16 protein-coding genes, 2 tRNA genes and 1 pseudogene are annotated in these 19,643 nt (G+C 57.5%); 1 reads left to right on the top strand and 18 read right to left on the bottom strand.

The annotated features are described in order from the left end of the window. Nucleotides 1-247: 247 nt before the first annotated feature. The 16 genes and pseudogenes from ACI2KB_RS25440 to rlmE form a co-directional block, all read right to left on the bottom strand. A complete protein-coding gene (locus ACI2KB_RS25440; protein WP_404639195.1) occupies nt 248-595 on the bottom strand; it encodes a BON domain-containing protein in 348 nt (115 codons plus the stop codon). A 376-nt stretch (nt 596-971) separates the two neighbouring features. After that, complete coding sequence (pnp, locus tag ACI2KB_RS25435; RefSeq protein ID WP_404639193.1) at nt 972-3,077, bottom strand: polyribonucleotide nucleotidyltransferase; 2,106 nt, start codon at nt 3,075-3,077, stop codon at nt 972-974. A 178-nt stretch (nt 3,078-3,255) separates the two neighbouring features. After that, entirely contained in the window at nt 3,256-3,525 is a 270-nt protein-coding gene (rpsO, locus tag ACI2KB_RS25430; protein ID WP_404639191.1) for a 30S ribosomal protein S15, read from the bottom strand. 149 nt (nt 3,526-3,674) lie between these two features. After that, nucleotides 3,675-4,592 (bottom strand): tRNA pseudouridine(55) synthase TruB, encoded by a 918-nt coding sequence (gene truB, locus ACI2KB_RS25425; protein WP_404639189.1) that lies wholly within the window; start codon nt 4,590-4,592, stop codon nt 3,675-3,677. Between the two features lie 4 nt (nt 4,593-4,596). Next, entirely contained in the window at nt 4,597-4,998 is a 402-nt protein-coding gene (rbfA, locus tag ACI2KB_RS25420; RefSeq protein WP_404639187.1) for a 30S ribosome-binding factor RbfA, read from the bottom strand. Nucleotides 4,999-5,155: 157 nt separating this feature from the next. Further along, a complete protein-coding gene (infB, locus tag ACI2KB_RS25415) occupies nt 5,156-7,696 on the bottom strand; it encodes a translation initiation factor IF-2 (RefSeq protein WP_404639185.1) in 2,541 nt (846 codons plus the stop codon). A 45-nt stretch (nt 7,697-7,741) separates the two neighbouring features. After that, nucleotides 7,742-8,980 (bottom strand): annotated as a pseudogene (nusA, locus tag ACI2KB_RS25410) (transcription termination factor NusA); the annotation flags it as partial. Between the two features lie 59 nt (nt 8,981-9,039). Then, nucleotides 9,040-9,498 (bottom strand): ribosome maturation factor RimP, encoded by a 459-nt coding sequence (rimP, locus tag ACI2KB_RS25405; protein ID WP_404639360.1) that lies wholly within the window; start codon nt 9,496-9,498, stop codon nt 9,040-9,042. 130 nt (nt 9,499-9,628) lie between these two features. Beyond that, nucleotides 9,629-9,705: transfer RNA gene (locus ACI2KB_RS25400), tRNA-Met, on the bottom strand. Between the two features lie 97 nt (nt 9,706-9,802). Then, nucleotides 9,803-9,888: transfer RNA gene (locus ACI2KB_RS25395), tRNA-Leu, on the bottom strand. Nucleotides 9,889-9,932: 44 nt separating this feature from the next. After that, on the bottom strand, nt 9,933-10,316 hold the full coding sequence (gene secG, locus ACI2KB_RS25390) for a preprotein translocase subunit SecG (protein ID WP_404639183.1): 384 nt from the start codon (nt 10,314-10,316) through the stop codon (nt 9,933-9,935). A 4-nt stretch (nt 10,317-10,320) separates the two neighbouring features. Then, nucleotides 10,321-11,076, bottom strand: coding sequence for a triose-phosphate isomerase (gene tpiA / locus ACI2KB_RS25385; protein ID WP_404639181.1), 756 nt, complete (start codon nt 11,074-11,076; stop codon nt 10,321-10,323). Between the two features lie 66 nt (nt 11,077-11,142). Beyond that, nucleotides 11,143-12,486, bottom strand: coding sequence for a phosphoglucosamine mutase (gene glmM / locus ACI2KB_RS25380; RefSeq protein WP_404639179.1), 1,344 nt, complete (start codon nt 12,484-12,486; stop codon nt 11,143-11,145). Nucleotides 12,487-12,502: 16 nt separating this feature from the next. After that, entirely contained in the window at nt 12,503-13,354 is an 852-nt protein-coding gene (folP, locus tag ACI2KB_RS25375; RefSeq protein WP_404639177.1) for a dihydropteroate synthase, read from the bottom strand. A gap of 8 nt (nt 13,355-13,362) precedes the next feature. After that, nucleotides 13,363-15,273 (bottom strand): ATP-dependent zinc metalloprotease FtsH, encoded by a 1,911-nt coding sequence (ftsH, locus tag ACI2KB_RS25370; protein WP_404639175.1) that lies wholly within the window; start codon nt 15,271-15,273, stop codon nt 13,363-13,365. A gap of 187 nt (nt 15,274-15,460) precedes the next feature. After that, nucleotides 15,461-16,111, bottom strand: coding sequence for a 23S rRNA (uridine(2552)-2'-O)-methyltransferase RlmE (gene rlmE / locus ACI2KB_RS25365; RefSeq protein ID WP_404639173.1), 651 nt, complete (start codon nt 16,109-16,111; stop codon nt 15,461-15,463). Nucleotides 16,112-16,214: 103 nt separating this feature from the next. On the opposite strand from rlmE, the gene yhbY reads away from it, so the two are divergent. Further along, nucleotides 16,215-16,523 carry a ribosome assembly RNA-binding protein YhbY gene (gene yhbY / locus ACI2KB_RS25360; protein ID WP_404639171.1) on the top strand — a complete coding sequence of 103 codons (309 nt, stop codon included), beginning with the start codon at nt 16,215-16,217 and terminating at the stop codon, nt 16,521-16,523. Nucleotides 16,524-16,614: 91 nt separating this feature from the next. On the opposite strand, the gene greA is transcribed toward yhbY, so the two are convergent. Then, the gene (gene greA, locus ACI2KB_RS25355) at nt 16,615-17,091 is read right to left on the bottom strand and encodes a transcription elongation factor GreA (RefSeq protein WP_404639358.1); all 477 of its coding nucleotides are present in this window, start codon (nt 17,089-17,091) and stop codon (nt 16,615-16,617) included. 2 nt (nt 17,092-17,093) lie between these two features. Continuing rightward, nucleotides 17,094-19,643 (bottom strand): carbamoyl-phosphate synthase large subunit (carB, locus tag ACI2KB_RS25350; RefSeq protein ID WP_404639169.1); only part of this gene is annotated, 2,550 nt, incomplete at its 5' end.

The following is a 19,643-nucleotide window of genomic DNA, read 5'->3' as shown; positions in this document are numbered from 1 at the left end:
AAGTCAGGGGTGCACAAGAAGCCTATGGTGAAGCAGCCTAGCGCTGCCAGAGAAGGAAAACTTGAGCGAATGTGCTCAATTGTGTCGAAGATGAATAATTGTGCGGATAGAAATAGAACAAGCCCCGGCGCGGGCGCCAGGGCTTGTAATGGCCACATCCTTATGGCCTTCGCATGAACCTTGAATCGACTGACCAACGGCCTCCTTGGCCGTCAATCATCCGTTTCTACGGTCCTTGAGAATCGAATTACTCGGCTTTCAGGCCATCTGCCGAGACAGCTTTAACGCCTTTGATTTTTTTGGTGATATCCACTGCCAGTTTTTTCTGTGTTTCGGAGACCGCTACGGTCGACGACAGGGATACCACGCCTTTGTTGGTCTCAACCTTGATGTCGGAACCTGGAATGCCCTTCTCGGTCAGCAAGTCGGATTTGACCTTGGTGGTGATCCAGGTATCGGAAGTGGCTTCTTTGGCTTTGGTGACTTCACCTGCCGCAACCTGCATTGGCGCCTGAGTGGAGGTTTCAGCCATGGCTACGTTGGCCATGGTCAGGGTCAGAGCGGTGGCAGCAGCAGCGATAGCGAACTTCTTCATACGAGTAACTCCTGTTTTTCTCAGAATCTGCACCCACCTCGTGGGTTGCAGGGTTACCGGATATATCGCAAGCGCTGTGCCAGATTGGGCAAAGAATATTTTTCCATTAAATTCAATAGGTTACGTTTTAATGGATCCGTCTCTATCGTGCAGATTGCCCGGAATGAAAAAGTTCCGCGTGCAAGATGCAAGTTCGACGATGGCTTTTAGAGGTAAGCCATTAATAACGTTGAGGAAATTTATGTTGATTGAGCATGCCGACGGTGGCGAACTGGAGATCGCTGCCATCAGCAAAGTCGGCCAAAGACAGGCGTGCGACGCACCCATAAAAAAAGGCCCCGAAGGGCCTTTTCTTTACAGCGCAGACTGCGTGCGATTAAACGCCCGACGCCTTGGCTGCAGCGACGTCTTTGATCGACAGCTTGATACGACCGCGGTTGTCCACGTCCAGTACCAGCACTTCGACTTCCTGACCTTCTTTCAGCACGTCGGTGACTTTCTCAACGCGAGCGTCGCTCAACATGGAGATGTGTACCAGACCGTCTTTGCCAGGCAGGATGTTGACGAATGCGCCGAAGTCGACAATGCGCTCAACCTTACCAACGTAGATCTTGCCGATTTCGGCCTCGGCAGTGATGCCCAGAACGCGCTGACGCGCTGCTTCCGCCGCTTCCTTGGTTTCACCAAAGATCTTGATCGAGCCGTCGTCTTCGATGTCGATCGAAGCCTTGGTTTCTTCGCAGATGGCACGAATGGTCGCGCCGCCTTTGCCGATGACGTCACGGATCTTGTCGGTGTCGATTTTCATCGAAATCATGGTCGGAGCGTTTGCCGACAGCTCGGAACGCGACTGGCCGATGACATTGTTCATCTGACCGAGGATGTTCAGGCGAGCTTCCAAGGCCTGGCCCAGAGCGATCTCCATGATCTCTTCGGTGATGCCTTTGATCTTGATGTCCATCTGCAGCGCGGTAACGCCTTTGGCAGTACCGGCCACTTTGAAGTCCATGTCGCCCAAGTGGTCTTCGTCACCCAGGATGTCGGTCAGAACGGCGAATTTCTCGCCTTCTTTAACCAGACCCATGGCGATACCGGCAACCGGCGCCTTCATTGGAACGCCCGCGTCCATCAGTGCCAGAGAGGCACCGCAGACCGACGCCATGGAGCTGGAACCGTTGGATTCAGTGATTTCCGATACCACGCGAATGGTGTACGGGAAGTCGTCAGCCGATGGCAGCATGGCCTGGACCGAGCGGCGAGCCAGACGGCCGTGACCGATTTCACGACGACCCGCACCACCCATGCGACCACACTCGCCCACCGAGAAAGGAGGGAAGTTGTAGTGCAGCATGAAGGGGTCTTTCTTCTCGCCTTCGAGGGTGTCCAGCAGTTGCGCGTCACGGGCAGTACCGAGGGTTGCAACGACCAGCGCCTGAGTTTCACCACGGGTGAACAGGGACGAGCCGTGGGTCTTCGGCAGAACGCCAACTTCGATGTTCAGCGGGCGTACGGTGCGAGTGTCACGACCGTCGATACGTGGCTTGCCATCAACGATGTTCTGGCGAACGGTGCGGTATTCGATTTCACCGAAAGCGGCTTTGACTTCGGAAGCGGACGGGCTGCCTTCTTCAACGGCCAGTTTGGCAACGACTTGATCCTTCAGCTCGCCCAGACGTGCGTAACGATCAGCCTTGACGGTGATGGTGTAGGCCTCGGAAATGGCCGCACCGAATTCGGAGCGGATAGCGCCCAGCAGTTCGGTAGCCTCGGCCTGAGGAGCCCAGGTCCAAGTTGGCTTGGCTGCTTCGGCCGCCAGCTCCTTGACTGCCTTGATCACGGCCTGGAATTCGTCGTGGGCGAACAGGACAGCGCCCAGCATCTGGTCTTCGGTCAGTTCTTTGGCTTCGGATTCAACCATCAGTACCGCTTCTTCGGTACCAGCAACGACCATGTCCAGGCTCGAAGCTTTCAGTTGCTCGTAGGTTGGGTTCAACAGGTAGCCGGTGCTTTCGTGGAATGCAACGCGTGCAGCGCCGATCGGGCCATCGAAAGGAATGCCGGAGATAGCCAGTGCAGCCGAAGTACCGATCATCGAGGCGATGTCCGGATCGGTTTTCTTGCTGGTGGAAACGACGGTGCAGACAACCTGCACTTCGTTCATGAAGCCTTCGGGAAACAGTGGGCGGATCGGACGGTCGATCAGACGCGACGTCAGTGTTTCCTTCTCGGAAGGGCGGCCTTCACGCTTGAAAAAACCACCAGGGATCTTGCCCGCAGCGTAGGTCTTTTCCTGGTAGTGAACGGACAGAGGGAAGAAGCCTTTGCTCGCGTCTGCTTGCTTGGCGCCAACGACGGTCACGAGAACGGTGACGTCATCGTCAACGGTGACCAATACCGCACCAGAAGCCTGACGGGCGATTCGGCCTGTCTCCAGAGTGACGGTCGACTGACCGAATTGAAACTTCTTGATTACCGGGTTCACGGTTTCCTACCTTCTTTGTGGCTCTTGGGGGAACTGGTTTCTTGCGAATTCTTGGGTATCGGTGGGAATCGGACCCAACCGCTACGCCAGATAAAACTAGAGGCTGGGAGCCCGCCAGCCCACCGGCAAAAAACACCTGCGGGACATGACGAACAACCAACCTCTAACTGCGGCGTTATTAGCGACGCAGACCCAGACGACCGATCAGGGTGCTGTAACGGTTAACGTCCTTACCTTTCAGGTAGTCCAGCAGCTTACGACGCTGGTTTACCATGCGGATCAGACCACGACGGGAGTGGTGGTCTTTACCGTTGGCCTTGAAGTGGCCTTGCAGCTTGTTGATGTTGGCGGTCAGCAGTGCAACTTGCACTTCTGGCGAACCAGTATCACCGGCAGCTTGCTGGTAGTCGGTTACGATCTGAGCTTTTTCTTCAACGCTGAGTGCCATGTGGGCATTCCTTATTTCGGGAAACCATTCGTGAGAGCGGTTTCAACAGGCCGGGAGCAGCTCCCGTATTAAAAAAGGAGGAGTGACCGTGCCTGTTGACAGCCATCCTCATACCGCCGCGTCAGGATATCCCGACTCGACGGGTCCGGTCACTCTGACCGAATCAGTCGACGCGGCGCAATGCGCCCGTCTTCACTCACTTCACCGATTCCGATGAAGCGTCCTTGATGATCCTGTACCCGCACCATGCCGAAGTTCGGCGCATCCGGTGCGCGGACGGGTTGCCCGTGCAACCAGTAAAACGAACTGTGCTCGGAAAACTTCAACAACGGCCAGTCCTGCAACCCGCTGTCAGAAGGCATCAGGAAACGATCGACCGCTTCGTTGCCGCCTTCGGCGTGCACGGCTTCCAGTTCTTCCAGCGTGACCGTCTGGGCCAGCGTGAAAGGTCCGGCGTGTGTACGACGCAATTCTGCGACGTAGGCTCCACAGCCCAGTTTTTCACCAATATCTTCCACGAGGGTCCGTATATAGGTGCCTTTGCTGCAACCGACCGACAACCGGGCGGTCTCGCCTTCACTCGCCAGCAATTCCAGGCGCGCAATAGTAACAGAACGCGCCTCGCGCTCCACCACTTCCCCTGCGCGAGCCAGCTTGTACAACGGCTGGCCATCACGTTTGAGCGCGGAGTACATGGGCGGTATCTGACTGATTTCTCCACGAAATTCAGGCAAAACGGCCTCGATTTCGGCGCGACCAACGGTCACGGGACGAGTTTGTAACACCTCACCTTCAGCGTCGGCTGTCGTCGTGGTCTTGCCCAACTGCATCAGGGTCTCGTAGCCCTTGTCGGAATCGAGCAGGTATTGGGAAAACTTAGTCGCCTCACCGAAGCACAGCGGCAAAACACCAGTGGCCAGTGGATCGAGACTGCCAGTGTGCCCGGCCTTTTCCGCGTTGAGCAACCAGCGCACCTTCTGCAAGGCCGCGTTGGAGGTGAAGCCCAGCGGCTTGTCGAGCAGGATGATGCCGCTGACGTTGCGACGGATACGCTTGACCTGAGCCACGCCGTTACTCCTTCGAATCGTCTGGCTTGGCAGCGGGTTCGTGCTGACTGTCCTCGGCCACCGCGCGCTCGATCAACGCCGACAGGTGCGCACCACGGGAGACGCTTTCGTCATAGTGGAAATGCAATTGAGGCACACTGCGCAGCTTCATTTCACGACCCAGTTGCATGCGCAGGAAGCCTGCGGCGGAGTTCAACACCTTGAGGGTCTGAGCGATGTCTTCGGCGCCATCCTGCCCCATCACGGTGATGAAGATTTTCGCGTGACCGACATCGCGGCTCACGTCGACAGCAGTGATGGTGACCAGACCCACGCGCGGGTCCTTGACTTCACGTCGGATCAGTTGCGCCAGTTCGCGCTGCATCTGATCGCCGATACGTTGGGTACGGCTGTATTCTTTTGCCATGTCTTGTTACCTGTACTGACCCGCAGCAAAAGCCGGAGGGTCTGAAAGCGGCAAACGCCCGGCCTGGCTAAAGCCGGACCGGGCGTTGCGTTGAGCGCTCATGACATCCGCCAAGTGCTGGCACAGGGTAGCTGTCATGACGCTTGAGGCTCGCGATTTAGAGGCTGCGAGCCACTTGGACTTTCTCGAAGACTTCGATCTTGTCGCCGACCTTGACGTCGTTGTAGCTCTTGACGCCGATACCGCACTCCATGCCATTACGCACTTCGGAAGCGTCATCCTTGAAGCGGCGCAGGGATTCCAGCTCGCCTTCGAAGATAACGATGTCTTCACGCAGTACGCGGATCGGACGGTTACGGTAAACAGTACCTTCGACGACCATACAGCCGGCGATTGCACCGAATTTCGGCGAGCGGAACACGTCACGAACTTCGGCAATACCCAGGATGTTCTCCCGAACGTCGCTGCCAAGCATACCGGTGAGGGCTTTCTTGACGTCTTCGATAATGTCGTAGATGACGTTGTAGTAACGCATGTCCAGACCTTCCTGCTCGACGATCTTGCGCGCGCCAGAGTCAGCACGCACGTTGAAGCCGAACAGAACAGCGTTGGAAGCCAGCGCCAGGTTGGCATCACTCTCGGTGATACCACCAACGCCGCCGCCCACTACACGCACTTGTACTTCGTCGTTGCCCAGACCATTCAAGGCGCCTTGCAACGCTTCCAGAGAACCACGGACGTCGGATTTGAGGACGATGTTGAGCGTCTTCTTCTCTTCCTGCCCCATGCTCTCGAAGATGTTTTCCAGCTTGCCGGCGTGAGCGCGGGCCAGTTTGACTTCGCGGAACTTGCCTTGACGGAACAGAGCCACTTCACGGGCTTTCTTCTCGTCAGCAACCACGCTCATCTCGTCGCCCGCATCCGGGGTACCGTCCAGGCCGAGGATCTCGACCGGAATGGCCGGACCGGCTTCCTTGATAGGCTTGCCGTTCTCGTCGAGCATGGCACGAACGCGACCGTAGTTGGAGCCAACCAGAACCATATCGCCCTGGCGCAGTGTACCGTCCTGAACCAGAACCGTAGCAACAGGACCGCGGCCCTTGTCCAGACGGGACTCGACCACAACACCACGGCCAGGCGCCGATGGAGTGGCAGTCAGTTCCAGAACTTCGGCCTGCAGCAACACAGCCTCAAGCAGTTCGTCAACGCCGGTACCCATTTTCGCGGAGACCGGAACGAATGGAGTATCACCACCCCAGTCTTCGGACGTTACGCCGTGAACCGACAGTTCACTGCGGATACGGTCCATGTCTGCGCCAGGCTTGTCGATCTTGTTGACCGCGACAACCAACGGAACACCGGCGGCCTGTGCGTGTTGCACGGCTTCAACGGTCTGCGGCATCACACCATCGTCCGCTGCGACCACCAGAATCACGATGTCGGTCGCCTTGGCACCACGGGCACGCATGGCGGTAAACGCGGCGTGACCTGGGGTGTCGAGGAACGTCACCATGCCACGGTCGGTTTCAACGTGGTACGCACCGATATGCTGGGTGATACCACCGGCTTCGCCAGCAGCAACCTTGGCGCGACGGATGTAGTCGAGCAGCGAGGTCTTACCATGGTCAACGTGACCCATGACGGTCACAACCGGCGCGCGAGGGACTGCTTCGCCTTCGAACTTCAGCGACTCGGCCAGAGAATCTTCCAGCGCGGTATCACTGATCAGAGTGACCTTGTGGCCCAGCTCTTCAGCAACCAGTTGGGCAGTTTCCTGATCCAGTACCTGGTTGATGGTCGCCGGAGTACCCAGCTTGAACATGAACTTGATGATTTCGGCAGCCTTGACCGACATCTGTTGGGCGAGATCACCCACAGTGATGGTCTCACCGATCTTCACTTCACGAATCACAGGACCGGTCGGGTTCTGGAATCCGTGAGCGTTGCGTTTCTTCGGTTTGGCCTTGCCACCGCCACGGCCGCCCCGACGGAAACCGTCGCTTTCTTCGTCCGTGGTGCGCGGAGCAACGCGCGGCGCAGGTGCCTTTTCCTTAACGGAAGCACGATGCGGGGCATTCTTGCGCTCGCCATCACCGCCACCGCGACGATTGCTTTCATCGTTGCGCGTGCGATCAGGACGACGCGGCTCGTCTTTCTTGCGAGCATCGGCAGTCGGCGCCGGCGCCGCAACAGGTGCGTCCTCGACAGGCTCGTCCACGACACGTGGCGCTGGCTCAGGCTCTGGCGCGGGTGCGACCGCCTCAACGACTTCCGGAGCAGGAGCGGGCTGACGGCGCGCTTCTTCTTCGGCACGCAGACGGGCTTCTTCTTCAGCCTTTTGACGTGCGGCATTTTCTACCGCACGACGCTCTTCCTGCTCGCGTTTGCGCTCGGCTTCAATCTCTTCCGGGCTACGCTGAACGAAGACTTTCTTCTTGCGCACTTCAACGCTGATGCTTTTGCTGCCGGCAACGCGCAGGGTGCTGGTGGTCTTGCGCTGCAACGTAATCTTGCGCGGCTCTTCCACTTTTGCCTTGTGGCCGCTTTTCAGGTGCGTCAACAGGGCTTGCTTTTCGTTATCGGTCACAACTTGCTCGGCGGCGGTGTGCGGCAGACCTGCCTCACGCATCTGCTGTAGCAGGCGCTCTACCGGTGTGTCGACCGTTTTGGCCAGTTCTTTCACCGTGACTTGCGTCATGCACTTCTCTCCTCAGGCCGCATTTACTTACTCGAACCAATGGGCTCGGGCGGCCATGATCAACTTGCCGGCACGATCATCGTCAATGCCGTCGATGTCGAGCATTTCTTCCAACGGTACGTAGGCAATCTCTTCCAGGCTGGTGAAGCCTTCGTCTACCAGCACCTGAGCCAGTTCTTCGTCGACTTCCAGCTCGTCGATGAAATTGCGCAGGATGTCGCCGGTTTCCGCTTGCTGCTTGGCCTGGATGTCCGATTCGGTCATCACGTTAAGAGTCCAGCCGGTCAGTTGACTGGCAAGACGGACGTTCTGACCACCGCGGCCAATCGCCTGGGCCAGATTGTCTGCACCTACAGCGATATCCATGGCATGGGCGTCTTCATCAACGATGATCGCTGCCACTTCGGCAGGCGACATGGCGTTGATGACGAACTGTGCCGGGTTGTCGTCCCACAGCACGATATCCACACGCTCACCGCCCAGCTCACCGGAAACAGCCTGAACACGCGAGCCGCGCATGCCGATGCAGGCGCCTTGCGGGTCAATGCGTTTGTCCTTGGAGCGAACTGCGATTTTTGCACGCGATCCAGGATCGCGAGAGGCAGCCATCACCTCGATCAACCCCTCGGCAATTTCCGGAACTTCAATCCGGAAAAGCTCGATCAGCATCTCTGGCGCGGTGCGCGACAGAATCAGCTGAGGGCCGCGGTTTTCAGTACGGATCTCTTTGAGCAGTGCACGGACGCGGACGCCGACGCGGAAAGTCTCCCGCGAAATGATGTCTTCACGCGCCAGCAGCGCCTCGGCATTGTTACCCAAGTCGACGATGACATTGTCACGTGTAACTTTTTTAACAGTACCGGAAATGATTTCGCCCAGACGCTCGCGATAAGCATCCACGACTTGAGCACGTTCGGCTTCACGAACCTTCTGCACGATGACTTGCTTGGCAGTCTGCGCAGCGATGCGACCAAACTCGATGGACTCGATTTTCTCTTCCACGACATCGCCAACCTTGGCGCCAGGATGCGTTTGCGCAACCTTGCTTGGCCAGGTTTCGATGGCTGGGTCATCAAGATCGTCTTCTTCGACGACTGTCCAGCGACGGAAAGTCTCATATGAACCCGTGTGGCGATTGATCTCCACACGCAGGTCCACTTCGTCCTCGAAACGCTTTTTAGTGGCCGTGGCCAAAGCAATTTCAAGCGCTTCAAAAATCACGCCGGCCGGTACGCCTTTTTCATTGGATACCGACTCAACAACCAGCAGTACTTCTTTGCTCATCGTACGCCTCGCCTTTCGCAAGCCATTGGATCCGCGGGATCCGCAGTATCTGGCACGTCTCAGTCAAACGTGGGAATAATGTTGGCCTTGTCGATCAGATCGATCGGCAACAGGTACTCATGGGCATCCACCTGCACCACGACATCCTGCTCCTCCACCCCGCGGAGAAGACCTTGAAAGTTACGTCGCCCTTCAAAAGGCGAGCGCAGCTTTATTTTCACTTGCTCCCCGACATGCGAGGCAAACTGTTCAAGGGTGAACAGCGGGCGATCCATGCCAGGAGAGGAAACTTCGAGGGTATATTCAGAACTGATCGGATCTTCGACGTCCAGAACACCACTGACCTGACGGCTGACTTCTTCGCAGTCGTCCACCAGGATCCCACCTTCTTTATCGATATAAATGCGCAGCAACGAATGCCGGCCCTGGGAGATGAATTCAATCCCCCAACATTGATAGCCTAGGCCCTCGACCACCGGGGCCAACAAGGCCTGCAACTGTTCTAGCTTGCTCGACACCTGAACCCCCTCGTGCATGCTGTGCAAATAAAAAATGGGCGAAGCGCCCATCATGAAAAACGCCGTTGAACAGCGGCGTCATAAAGTGTCCAGCTAACAAAAAGCCCCTGAAAAGGGGCTCCGCTAAAACTGGTTGCGGGGGCTGGATTTGAACCAACGACCTTCGGGTTATGAGCCCGACGAGCTACCAGACTGCTCCACCCCGCGACAAAGCTGGGGCGGAAGTATACGACCGAACCCGTTTTGGGTCAATCCAACACATCCACCTACAAGAAAGCCCGCTACTGCGGGCTGCCTTGTTAATTGGTACCGAGAAGGGGACTCGAACCCCTACACCCTATGGGCACAACCACCTCAAGGTTGCGTGTCTACCAATTCCACCACCTCGGCATTACAACTCTTTTGCAGCCCCAATATCAACTGCGAATCCCGTATTACTTCTGTTCTGGAGCGGCAGGAACATCAGCTGGAGTAGCGGCTGGTTTCTGCTGACCTTCCAGTACCGGAACATCACCTGTCGCCGGCTTTTGTTTAACTTCCAGTACCGCTGGATCTGGCAAACCTACTTGAGTCAGCTGATGAGCTTTCTCTTTAGCAAAGTAACCTAACCCTAAGCTGGTCAAGAAGAAACAGGCGGCAAGTATAGCAGTAAACTTACTAAGAAAGGTAGAGGAACCTTGGCTTCCGAAGACAGTATTTGATGCACCTGCTCCGAACGACGCGCCAGCGTCCGCACCTTTACCCTGCTGCAGCAATACCAGAGCAACAACGCCCAGCGCACCCAGCAGATGAAGAACGACTACGACTGTTTCCAGCATTTTTTCAGTTTCCCGCGGCACGAATTATCGCACCGAACTCATCTGCATTCAGGGAAGCGCCACCAATGAGGCCCCCATCGATATCCGGCATGCTGAACAGCTCGACCGCATTGGCCGCCTTCACGCTGCCGCCATAAAGAAGCCGCACACCTTGCGCAACTTCAGAATTCTCTTTAGCCAACTGCGCACGAATGGCTGCGTGCACTTCCTGCGCCTGGTCGGGCGAGGCTGTCAATCCGGTACCAATGGCCCAGACTGGCTCGTAGGCAATAACCGCATTTACAAAGGCATCAATGCCCAGCTCTTCGATGACGCTATCAAGCTGTCGCCCGACCACCTCAATCGTTTTGCCTGCCTGACGCTCCTCAAGCGTTTCACCGATGCACAACACAGGCGTCAAACCGCTTGCCTGGGCCACCGCGAATTTGCGGATCAGGGTTTCGTCGCCTTCGCCCATAATCTGGCGACGCTCCGAATGCCCCACAAGCACCAGCTTGCAACCTGCATCCTGCAACTGACTCGGCGATACCTCTCCAGTCAGCGCACCTTGCCCTGCTTCGTGCGCGCAGTTCTGCGCACCTACAGAAATCGAATGCTCTTCAAAGCACTCGGCAACGAAGCTGATGTGCAGGGTCGAAGGGAATACCGCAACATCGACACCTTCAGGAATGGCCATATTCGCCAAACCCTCAACCAGCTCAGCGACGCTGGCGCAGGTACCGTGCATTTTCCAGTTACCAGCTACCATAGGGCGACGCATGCTGTACCTCGTCGGTCAAAGTGGGCGCAGATGTTACCCAACAGTTTCAACACTGGCAAGCCAAAATCAGGCGCAAACTTCAGCAACCAGTTTTGCAAGCTCATCGGCGTAACCCACCACCTGAATTTCGTCCTCACCCTCAACCATGACGCGCACCAACGGCTCTGTGCCGGACTTGCGCAACAGGACACGCCCGCGCCCCCCCATCGCCGCCGTAACCCGCTCGCACGCCTCTTTCACGGCAGGATGCTGCACCGGGTCGACCTTACCGCCTTCAAAACGGACGTTAACCAACACTTGCGGGCACTTCTTCAAGCCAAGACGCGACTCGGCCAAACTCTGCCCCGTGCGTTTCAAGGCCAGTAACACTTGAAGCGCTGCAATGATCGCATCGCCCGTCGTCGTGTGCTGGAAGCAGACGACGTGGCCGGAGTTTTCACCGCCAATCTGCCAGTTGCGCTCCAGCAATTCTGCGATGACGTAACGGTCACCAACATTGGCACGCACGAATGGAATGCTCAGGTCTGCCAAGGCCAACTCAAGACCCAGGTTGCTCATCAGGGTGCCCACGACCCCACCTTGCAAACGTCCACGCTCCAGGAGATCCCGCGCGATGATGAACAACAGCTCATCGCCATCGACCACGGCCCCCGTATGATCAACCATCAGAACGCGATCACCGTCGCCGTCGAAACCGATACCCAGGTCCGCCTTTTCAGCGACAACCGTTGCCTGCAGGTTGCTCATGTGGGTCGAGCCACAATCGTCGTTGATATTCAGCCCGTTCGGTGCCGCCGAAAGCACGGTGACCTGGGCGCCCAGTTCGCGGAACACGTTGGGCGCCACTTTGTAGGTAGCGCCATGTGCACAATCGACGACCAGCTTCAGCCCTGCAAAGCTGGTGCTCGTCGGCACACTGCTTTTGCAGAACTCAATGTAGCGACCCGCCGCGTCATTGATGCGGGATACCTTGCCGAGCTTTTCCGACTCCACCACGGTCATCGGCGCATCCAGCAACTCTTCGATCATCATCTCGATCTCGTCCGGCAGCTTTGTGCCCTGGCCCGAGAAGAACTTGATGCCGTTGTCATGATGCGGATTGTGCGATGCACTGATGACGATGCCCGCCTGCGCCTGAAAGGTGCGAGTCAGATAGGCGATGGCCGGTGTCGGCATTGGCCCCAGCAGCATGACGTCGGCACCCGCCGCCGAAAGACCCGCCTCCAGCGCAGACTCAAACATGTAACCGGAGATGCGAGTGTCCTTGCCGACCAGAATGCGGCAGGCGCCCATCTTACGGAACGCCATCCCGGCGGCCCACCCCAGCTTGAGCATGAAATCGGGGGTGATAGGGAATTGACCGACACGACCGCGAATGCCGTCGGTTCCGAAATATTTTTTCTTGGTCATGGGTGCTCCAGCCTTCTTATTTTGCCGATTCGACAGCGGCAATCATCCGCACCACGTCGACAGTTTCGGCCACATCGTGCACACGTAAAATTTTTGCGCCCTGCATCATGGCCATCGCAGCCAGTGCAAGCGCGCCGTAAAGTCGCTGATCGACTGGCTTGTCCAGCACTTTGCCAATCATGCTCTTGCGCGAAACCCCTACCAGCAATGGGCGCCCCAACGTGTGCAGCGCCTCCATGTGCTTGAACAGGCTGAGGTTATGATCCAGCGTCTTGGCGAAGCCATAACCTGGGTCGAGGATGATTTTCTCCGCCGCAATCCCGGCTGCAGCACAGGCATCCATACGCTCGCGCAAAAACGAGGAGACCTCGCCGACCAAGTCGTCATAACGAGGGTCGTTTTGCATGTCCGTCGGCTCGCCGCGCATGTGCATCAGGCAAACAGGCAGGCCGGTCGCGACCGCAGCATCGAGCGCTCCGTCGCGCTGCAACGAACGCACATCGTTGATCAAGCCCGCACCGAGACGCGCGGTCTCCCGCATGACGGCAGGGGTGGACGTATCCACAGAGATGACCACATCCAGCTCACGGGCGATGGCTTCGACGATCGGCGCGACGCGTTCAAGCTCTTCAACCGGCGATACCGGACGAGCTCCCGGCCGAGTGGACTCACCGCCCACATCGATCAACGTGGCGCCAGCGGCGACCATCGCTTCAGCATGGCTTAACGCCAAATCGCGCTGCGCGAAGCGACCACCATCTGAAAAGGAGTCAGGCGTAATATTGAGGATTCCCATGACGTGCGTCCGGGACAAATCAAGAACCCGGTTGCCGCAAGGCAACCGGGTTGGGTACAGCGTAGAAGTCATGTCAGGCCTTAGTGATCAGCTGCTGGACCGCCGATAGGCGTTTCAGGACGTGGACCTGCAGGCGCAGTAGGCGTTCCGGAGCTACCGGTACCGCCCGACCAGTCACGCGGCTCGCGTGGCGTACGGCCGGCCATGATGTCGTCGATCTGTTCGGCATCGATAGTTTCGTACTTCATCAATGCATCAGCCATCGCGTCCAGCTTGTCGCGATTGTCGGTGAGGATCTGCTTGGCGGTGCCGTAGCAATGATCGATGATGCTGCGCACTTCGGAGTCGATCATCTTCGCCGTTTCACCCGAGAGACTGGCGTTCTGACCGCCACCACCACGCCCCAGGTAGCCGCCGTCTTCCTCCTCGGAATACATCAACGGCCCCATTTTTTCGGACAGGCCCCACTTGGTCACCATGTTCCGGGCGATTTGACTGGCACGCATGATGTCGTTGGATGCGCCCGTGGTGACGCCATCAAAGCCCAGCGTCATCTCTTCAGCGATGCGACCGCCGTACAACGAACAGATCTGGCTGATCAGTGCTCGCTTGGACAGACTGTAGCGATCCTCTTCCGGAAGGAACATCGTCACGCCCAAAGCGCGACCACGAGGGATGATCGACACCTTGTAGACAGGGTCATGCTCAGGCACGACACGACCAACGATGGCGTGACCTGCTTCGTGATACGCGGTGTTCTGTTTCTCTTTCTCGGACATGACCATGGTTTTGCGCTCAGCACCCATCATGATCTTGTCTTTTGCCAGCTCGAACTCTTTCATCTCGACGATGCGCTTGCCGACGCGAGCAGCAAACAACGACGCTTCGTTGACCAGGTTGGCCAGATCAGCACCCGAGAAGCCTGGCGTACCGCGAGCAATCACCGCTGCGTTGACATCATCGCCCATCGGTACTTTACGCATGTGCACTTTGAGGATCTGCTCACGACCGCGAATGTCTGGCAGCCCGACGACAACCTGGCGGTCGAAACGGCCCGGACGCAGCAGTGCAGGGTCGAGCACGTCAGGACGGTTAGTGGCGGCGATCACGATGATGCCGTCGTTCATCTCAAAGCCGTCCATCTCGACCAGCAACTGGTTGAGGGTCTGCTCGCGCTCGTCGTGACCACCGCCCATACCGGCGCCACGGTGGCGGCCGACGGCGTCGATTTCGTCGATGAAAATGATGCAAGGCGCGTGCTTTTTGGCTTGTTCGAACATGTCGCGAACACGGCTTGCGCCCACGCCCACGAACATCTCGACGAAGTCGGAACCGGAAATGGTGAAGAACGGCACTTTCGCTTCACCGGCAATGGCCTTGGCTAGCAAGGTCTTACCAGTACCTGGAGGGCCGACCATCAAGACGCCACGCGGGATACGACCACCAAGACGCTGGAATTTACCCGGATCACGCAGGAACTCTACGAGTTCCCCCACTTCTTCCTTGGCTTCATCACAACCGGCGACGTCCGCCAGAGTGGTCTTGACCTGATCCTCGGACAGCAAGCGCGCTTTGCTCTTACCGAAGCTCATCGGCCCGCCCTTGCCTCCCGCGCCACCTTGCATCTGACGCATGAAGAACATGAAGACAGCAATGATCACCAGGATCGGAAAGCTGGCAACCAGCAACTGAGTCCAGATGCTTTGCTGCTCAGGCTGCTTACCTTCGATCACCACGTTGTTGTCGACCAGATCACCGATCAGACCATTGTCCGGAATGTTCGGACGAATGGTCTTGAAGGTATCACCATCGCTGCGCTTGCCCGTGATGACGTAGCCGTCAACGGCAACTTTCTCGACCTTGCCATCCTTCACCTGCTGGATGAACTCGGAGTAGTTGAGGGTCTGCGGCTCGTTCGGGCTGGAGAAGTTGTTCATCACGGTCACCAGGACCGCAGCGATGATCAACCACAGGATCAAATTCTTTGCCATATCGTTCAATTAGCTACCCTCTGAAGCAAGCGCCAGGCTGGAGCGTGCCTCGCATGATATTCACCGGCCTAACTTACTACAGATCCTACAGGCGTGGCAGGCGGTGTCTGTAACCCTTTGTGAAACTTTGACTGCAAGATGTTCGTTACGGTTCGTGAATAAAGCCATTTGAAAAAAGCTATTGCCTTTACTCAAAACCGCCCTGCGCCTCATAACCCCCCTTGAAACCACGCCCCAGCAAGTACTGCTCACGAGAGCGATCCCGGGACGACGAGGGTTTGCGCATCTGCACCTTGTCAAACATTTTGCGAACTTCCTTGTGGTACGCGTCAAAACCTTCACCCTGGAAGATCTTGATCAGGAAATCACCACCCGGACGCAGAACCCGACCAGCAAGATCGAGTGCCAGCTCACAAAGGAACATGGCGCGTGGCATGTCCACTGCGCTCACTCCACTCATATTGGGGGCCATATCGGAAATCACAAGGTCTACTTCCGTATTACCGATCGCCGCGAGGATCTGTTTGAAAACCTCGTCCTCGGTGAAGTCCCCTTGAATGAAGGTCACATCGGGGATGCTGTCCATTTCCAGGATGTCGGACGCGATCAAACGCCCCTGACCACCAATCAGACGACTGGTCACTTGAGACCAGCCTCCTGGCGCAGCACCGAGATCGACCACGGTCATGCCCGGCCGGATCAAGCGATCCTTCTCCTGGATCTCCAGCAGTTTGTAGCTCGCGCGCGAACGGTAGCCGTCTTTCTGCGCCTGTTTGACGAAAGGGTCGTTGAAATGCTCTCTGAGCCAGTTATGGCTGCTTTTGGAACGCTGCGCCACGGGGCACCTCGCTGATAAAGGGTCGTGATTAACTGGGCGGAGCCACGGCCCCTCGGGTAAAATGCCCGCCAATTTTACAGAATCAGACGAAAAGGGTCAGATTATGCCGCTCAATAACGAGCAGAAGAAACAGTACAAATCCATTGGACATGACCTGAAGCCAGTTCTGATGGTCGCGGGCAATGGCCTGAGCGAAGGCGTTCTGGCCGAGCTTGAGCGCGCACTGGTGGATCATGAACTGATCAAGGTTCAGATCAAACTGGAAGACCGCGAAGACCGTCGCGCGGTGATCGATGAACTGTGCAAACTGGGTCGTGCGGAGCTGGTGCAGACCATCGGCAAGATGGCACTGATTTACCGCAAGAACCCGCAGCCGAACAAACAACTGTCCAACATCCACCGTTACAAGTAACGGTATTCCTCTCAGGGGCGCGAATTGAGCGCCCTGAGCGGAACCTCGTCTTCGCAAGCCACCCGCCACGGGCAGCTTGCGAGTCAGCGGGTCAGATGTGCTTGACCTCTACGATTTCGTACTCAACCAGACCACTTGGGGTCTTGATTGCCACGACATCGCCTTCTTCCTTGCCAATGATCGCCCGGGCAATCGGCGCACCGACTGAAATTTTGCCCATTTTGATATTGGCCTCGTCTTCACCCACGATCTGATAGCTCACTTGCTCGTCGGTTTCGACGTTGGCCAGATCGACAGTCGTGCCGAAGATGACCTTGCCGGTGTGAGCAATGGTGGTGACGTCAATCACCACCGAGTTTTGCAGACGACCTTCGATATCTCGAATACGCGCTTCAACCATGCCCTGCTCTTCGCGGGCAGCATGGTATTCAGCGTTTTCCTTCAGGTCGCCCAACTCTCGCGCTTCACCGATGGCCTGGCTCAGGCGCGGACGCTCGACCTTGCTCAAGTGGTTCAGTTCGTCTTCCAGGGCGCGAGCGCCCTGAACGGTCATTGGATATTTGGTCATGCTCATGCGTTGAGTCCTGCATGCAGATCCTGCAAGCGACGAACGGTTTTTTCCGGACCGAATTTCAGCGCTTCGCAGATGGCTTCACCCGCCGCAATGGTCGTCGTGCAGTAAATCTTGTGCTGCAACGCATTGCGGCGAATCGAGTAAGAGTCAGCGATCGACTGACGGCCTTCGGTGGTATTGATGATCAACGACACTTCGTCGTTCTTGATCATGTCGACCACGTGGGGACGACCTTCGGTCACCTTGTTGACGCGACGCACCTTCAAGCCGGCGGCTTCGATCACACGCGCAGTACCCGCAGTGGCAACCACTTCGAAGCCCAGCTCGATCAGGTTACGCGCAACACCTGCAACCAGCGGCTTGTCATCGTCGCGCACGCTGATGAACGCAGTACCACCGGTCGGCAGCACTTCGCTGGCGCCCATTTGCGCCTTGGCGAACGCCTCACCAAAGGTGTCACCTACCCCCATCACTTCACCCGTCGACTTCATCTCCGGGCCGAGGATCGGGTCAACGCCCGGGAATTTAGCGAACGGGAACACCGCCTCTTTGACGCTGTAGAAGTTCGGGATGATTTCCTGGGTGAAGCCCAGCTCTTTAAGGGTTTTGCCTGCCATGACGCGTGCAGCGATCATCGCCAGCGACGTGCCGATGCACTTCGAAACGAACGGTACGGTACGGGAGGCACGCGGGTTGACTTCGATCACGTAAATCTTGTCGCCCTGCAGCGCCAACTGCACGTTCATCAAGCCCACAACGCCCAGTTCCAGCGCCATTTTACGCACTTGCTCGCGAACCTGGTCCTGTACGTCCTTGCTCAGCGAGTAAGGGGGCAGCGAGCACGCCGAGTCACCCGAGTGAACGCCAGCCTGTTCAATGTGCTGCATGATCGCGCCGATCACCACGTCAGTGCCGTCGCAGACCGCATCCACGTCCATCTCGATGGCGCAGTTCAGGAAGTGGTCGAGCAGCACAGGGCTGTCGTTGGAGACCTGCACTGCTTCGCGCAGATAACGCTTCAGCTCGTCCAGCTCGTAAACGATCTCCATTGCACGACCACCCAGTACGTACGACGGACGCACGACCAGCGGGTAACCGATACCGCCTGCGGCTTGAATGGCCTCGTCTTCGCTGCGAACAGTGGCGTTTGGCGGCTGCAGCAGATTCAGGCGCTGAACCATCTGCTGGAAGCGCTCGCGGTCTTCGGCACGGTCGATTGCGTCTGGGCTGGTACCGATGATCGGCACACCGGCCTCTTCCAGCGCGCGCGCCAGCTTCAGCGGAGTCTGACCGCCGTAGTGGACGATGACGCCCTTGGGCTTCTCGACACGGCAGATTTCCAGCACGTCTTCCAGCGTCAGCGGCTCGAAGTACAGACGATCGGAGGTGTCGTAGTCGGTGGAGACGGTCTCCGGGTTGCAGTTGACCATGATGGTCTCGTAGCCGTCTTCGCGCAGTGCCAGCGCGGCGTGTACGCAGCAGTAGTCGAACTCGATACCCTGACCGATACGGTTTGGACCGCCGCCCAGAATCATGATCTTGTCACGAGTCGAAGGATTGGCTTCGCACTCTTCCTCGTACGTGGAGTACAGATAGGCGGTGTCAGTGGCGAACTCGGCCGCGCAGGTGTCAACGCGCTTGTAGACCGGCAGCACTTCCAGCTTGTGGCGATGACGACGCAGATTCTTGTCGGTGATGCCCAGCAGCTTGGCCAGACGCTGGTCAGAGAAGCCTTTACGCTTCAGACGCAGCATCAGCTCCTTGTCGATGGAGGACAGAGCCAGAGTCTTGACCTTCTCTTCTTCCTGGATCAGATCTTCGATCTGAATCAGGAACCAGTGGTCGATGTTGGTCAGCGCGAAAATCTCGTCACGGGTCATGCCCGCACGGAAAGCATCGGCGACGTACCAGATACGCTCGGCGCCCGGCACAGTCAGCTCGCGCTTGAGGATGCTGTTCGCTTCAGGACCAGCCAGATCCACTTTCGGGTCCAGACCGCAGGCACCCACTTCAAGACCGCGCAGCGCTTTCTGCAAGGATTCCTGGAAGGTACGGCCGATGGCCATGACTTCACCCACGGATTTCATCTGAGTGGTCAGGCGAGCGTCGGCTTTCGGGAATTTTTCGAAGGCAAAACGTGGCAGCTTGGTCACGACGTAGTCGATCGAAGGCTCGAAGGACGCCGGGGTACGGCCGCCAGTGATGTCGTTCTGCAGTTCGTCGAGGGTGTAACCGATAGCCAGCTTGGCCGCGATCTTGGCGATCGGGAAGCCGGTGGCTTTCGAAGCCAGCGCCGAGGAACGGGATACGCGCGGGTTCATTTCGATCACGACCATACGGCCAGTGTCCGGGCAGATACCGAATTGCACGTTGGAACCACCGGTTTCGACACCGATTTCACGCAGCACCGCCAGCGAGGCGTTGCGCATGATCTGGTATTCCTTGTCGGTCAGGGTCTGCGCAGGAGCCACGGTGATCGAGTCACCGGTGTGCACGCCCATCGGGTCGAAGTTCTCGATGGAGCAGACGATGATGCAGTTGTCCTT

It is taken from the genome of Pseudomonas sp. NPDC088444, from assembly GCF_044900175.1.
Classification (GTDB): Bacteria; Pseudomonadota; Gammaproteobacteria; order Pseudomonadales; family Pseudomonadaceae; genus Aquipseudomonas.
Note: the sequence above shows the minus strand (reverse complement) of the source record. Positions and strands in the feature narration are given on the sequence as shown.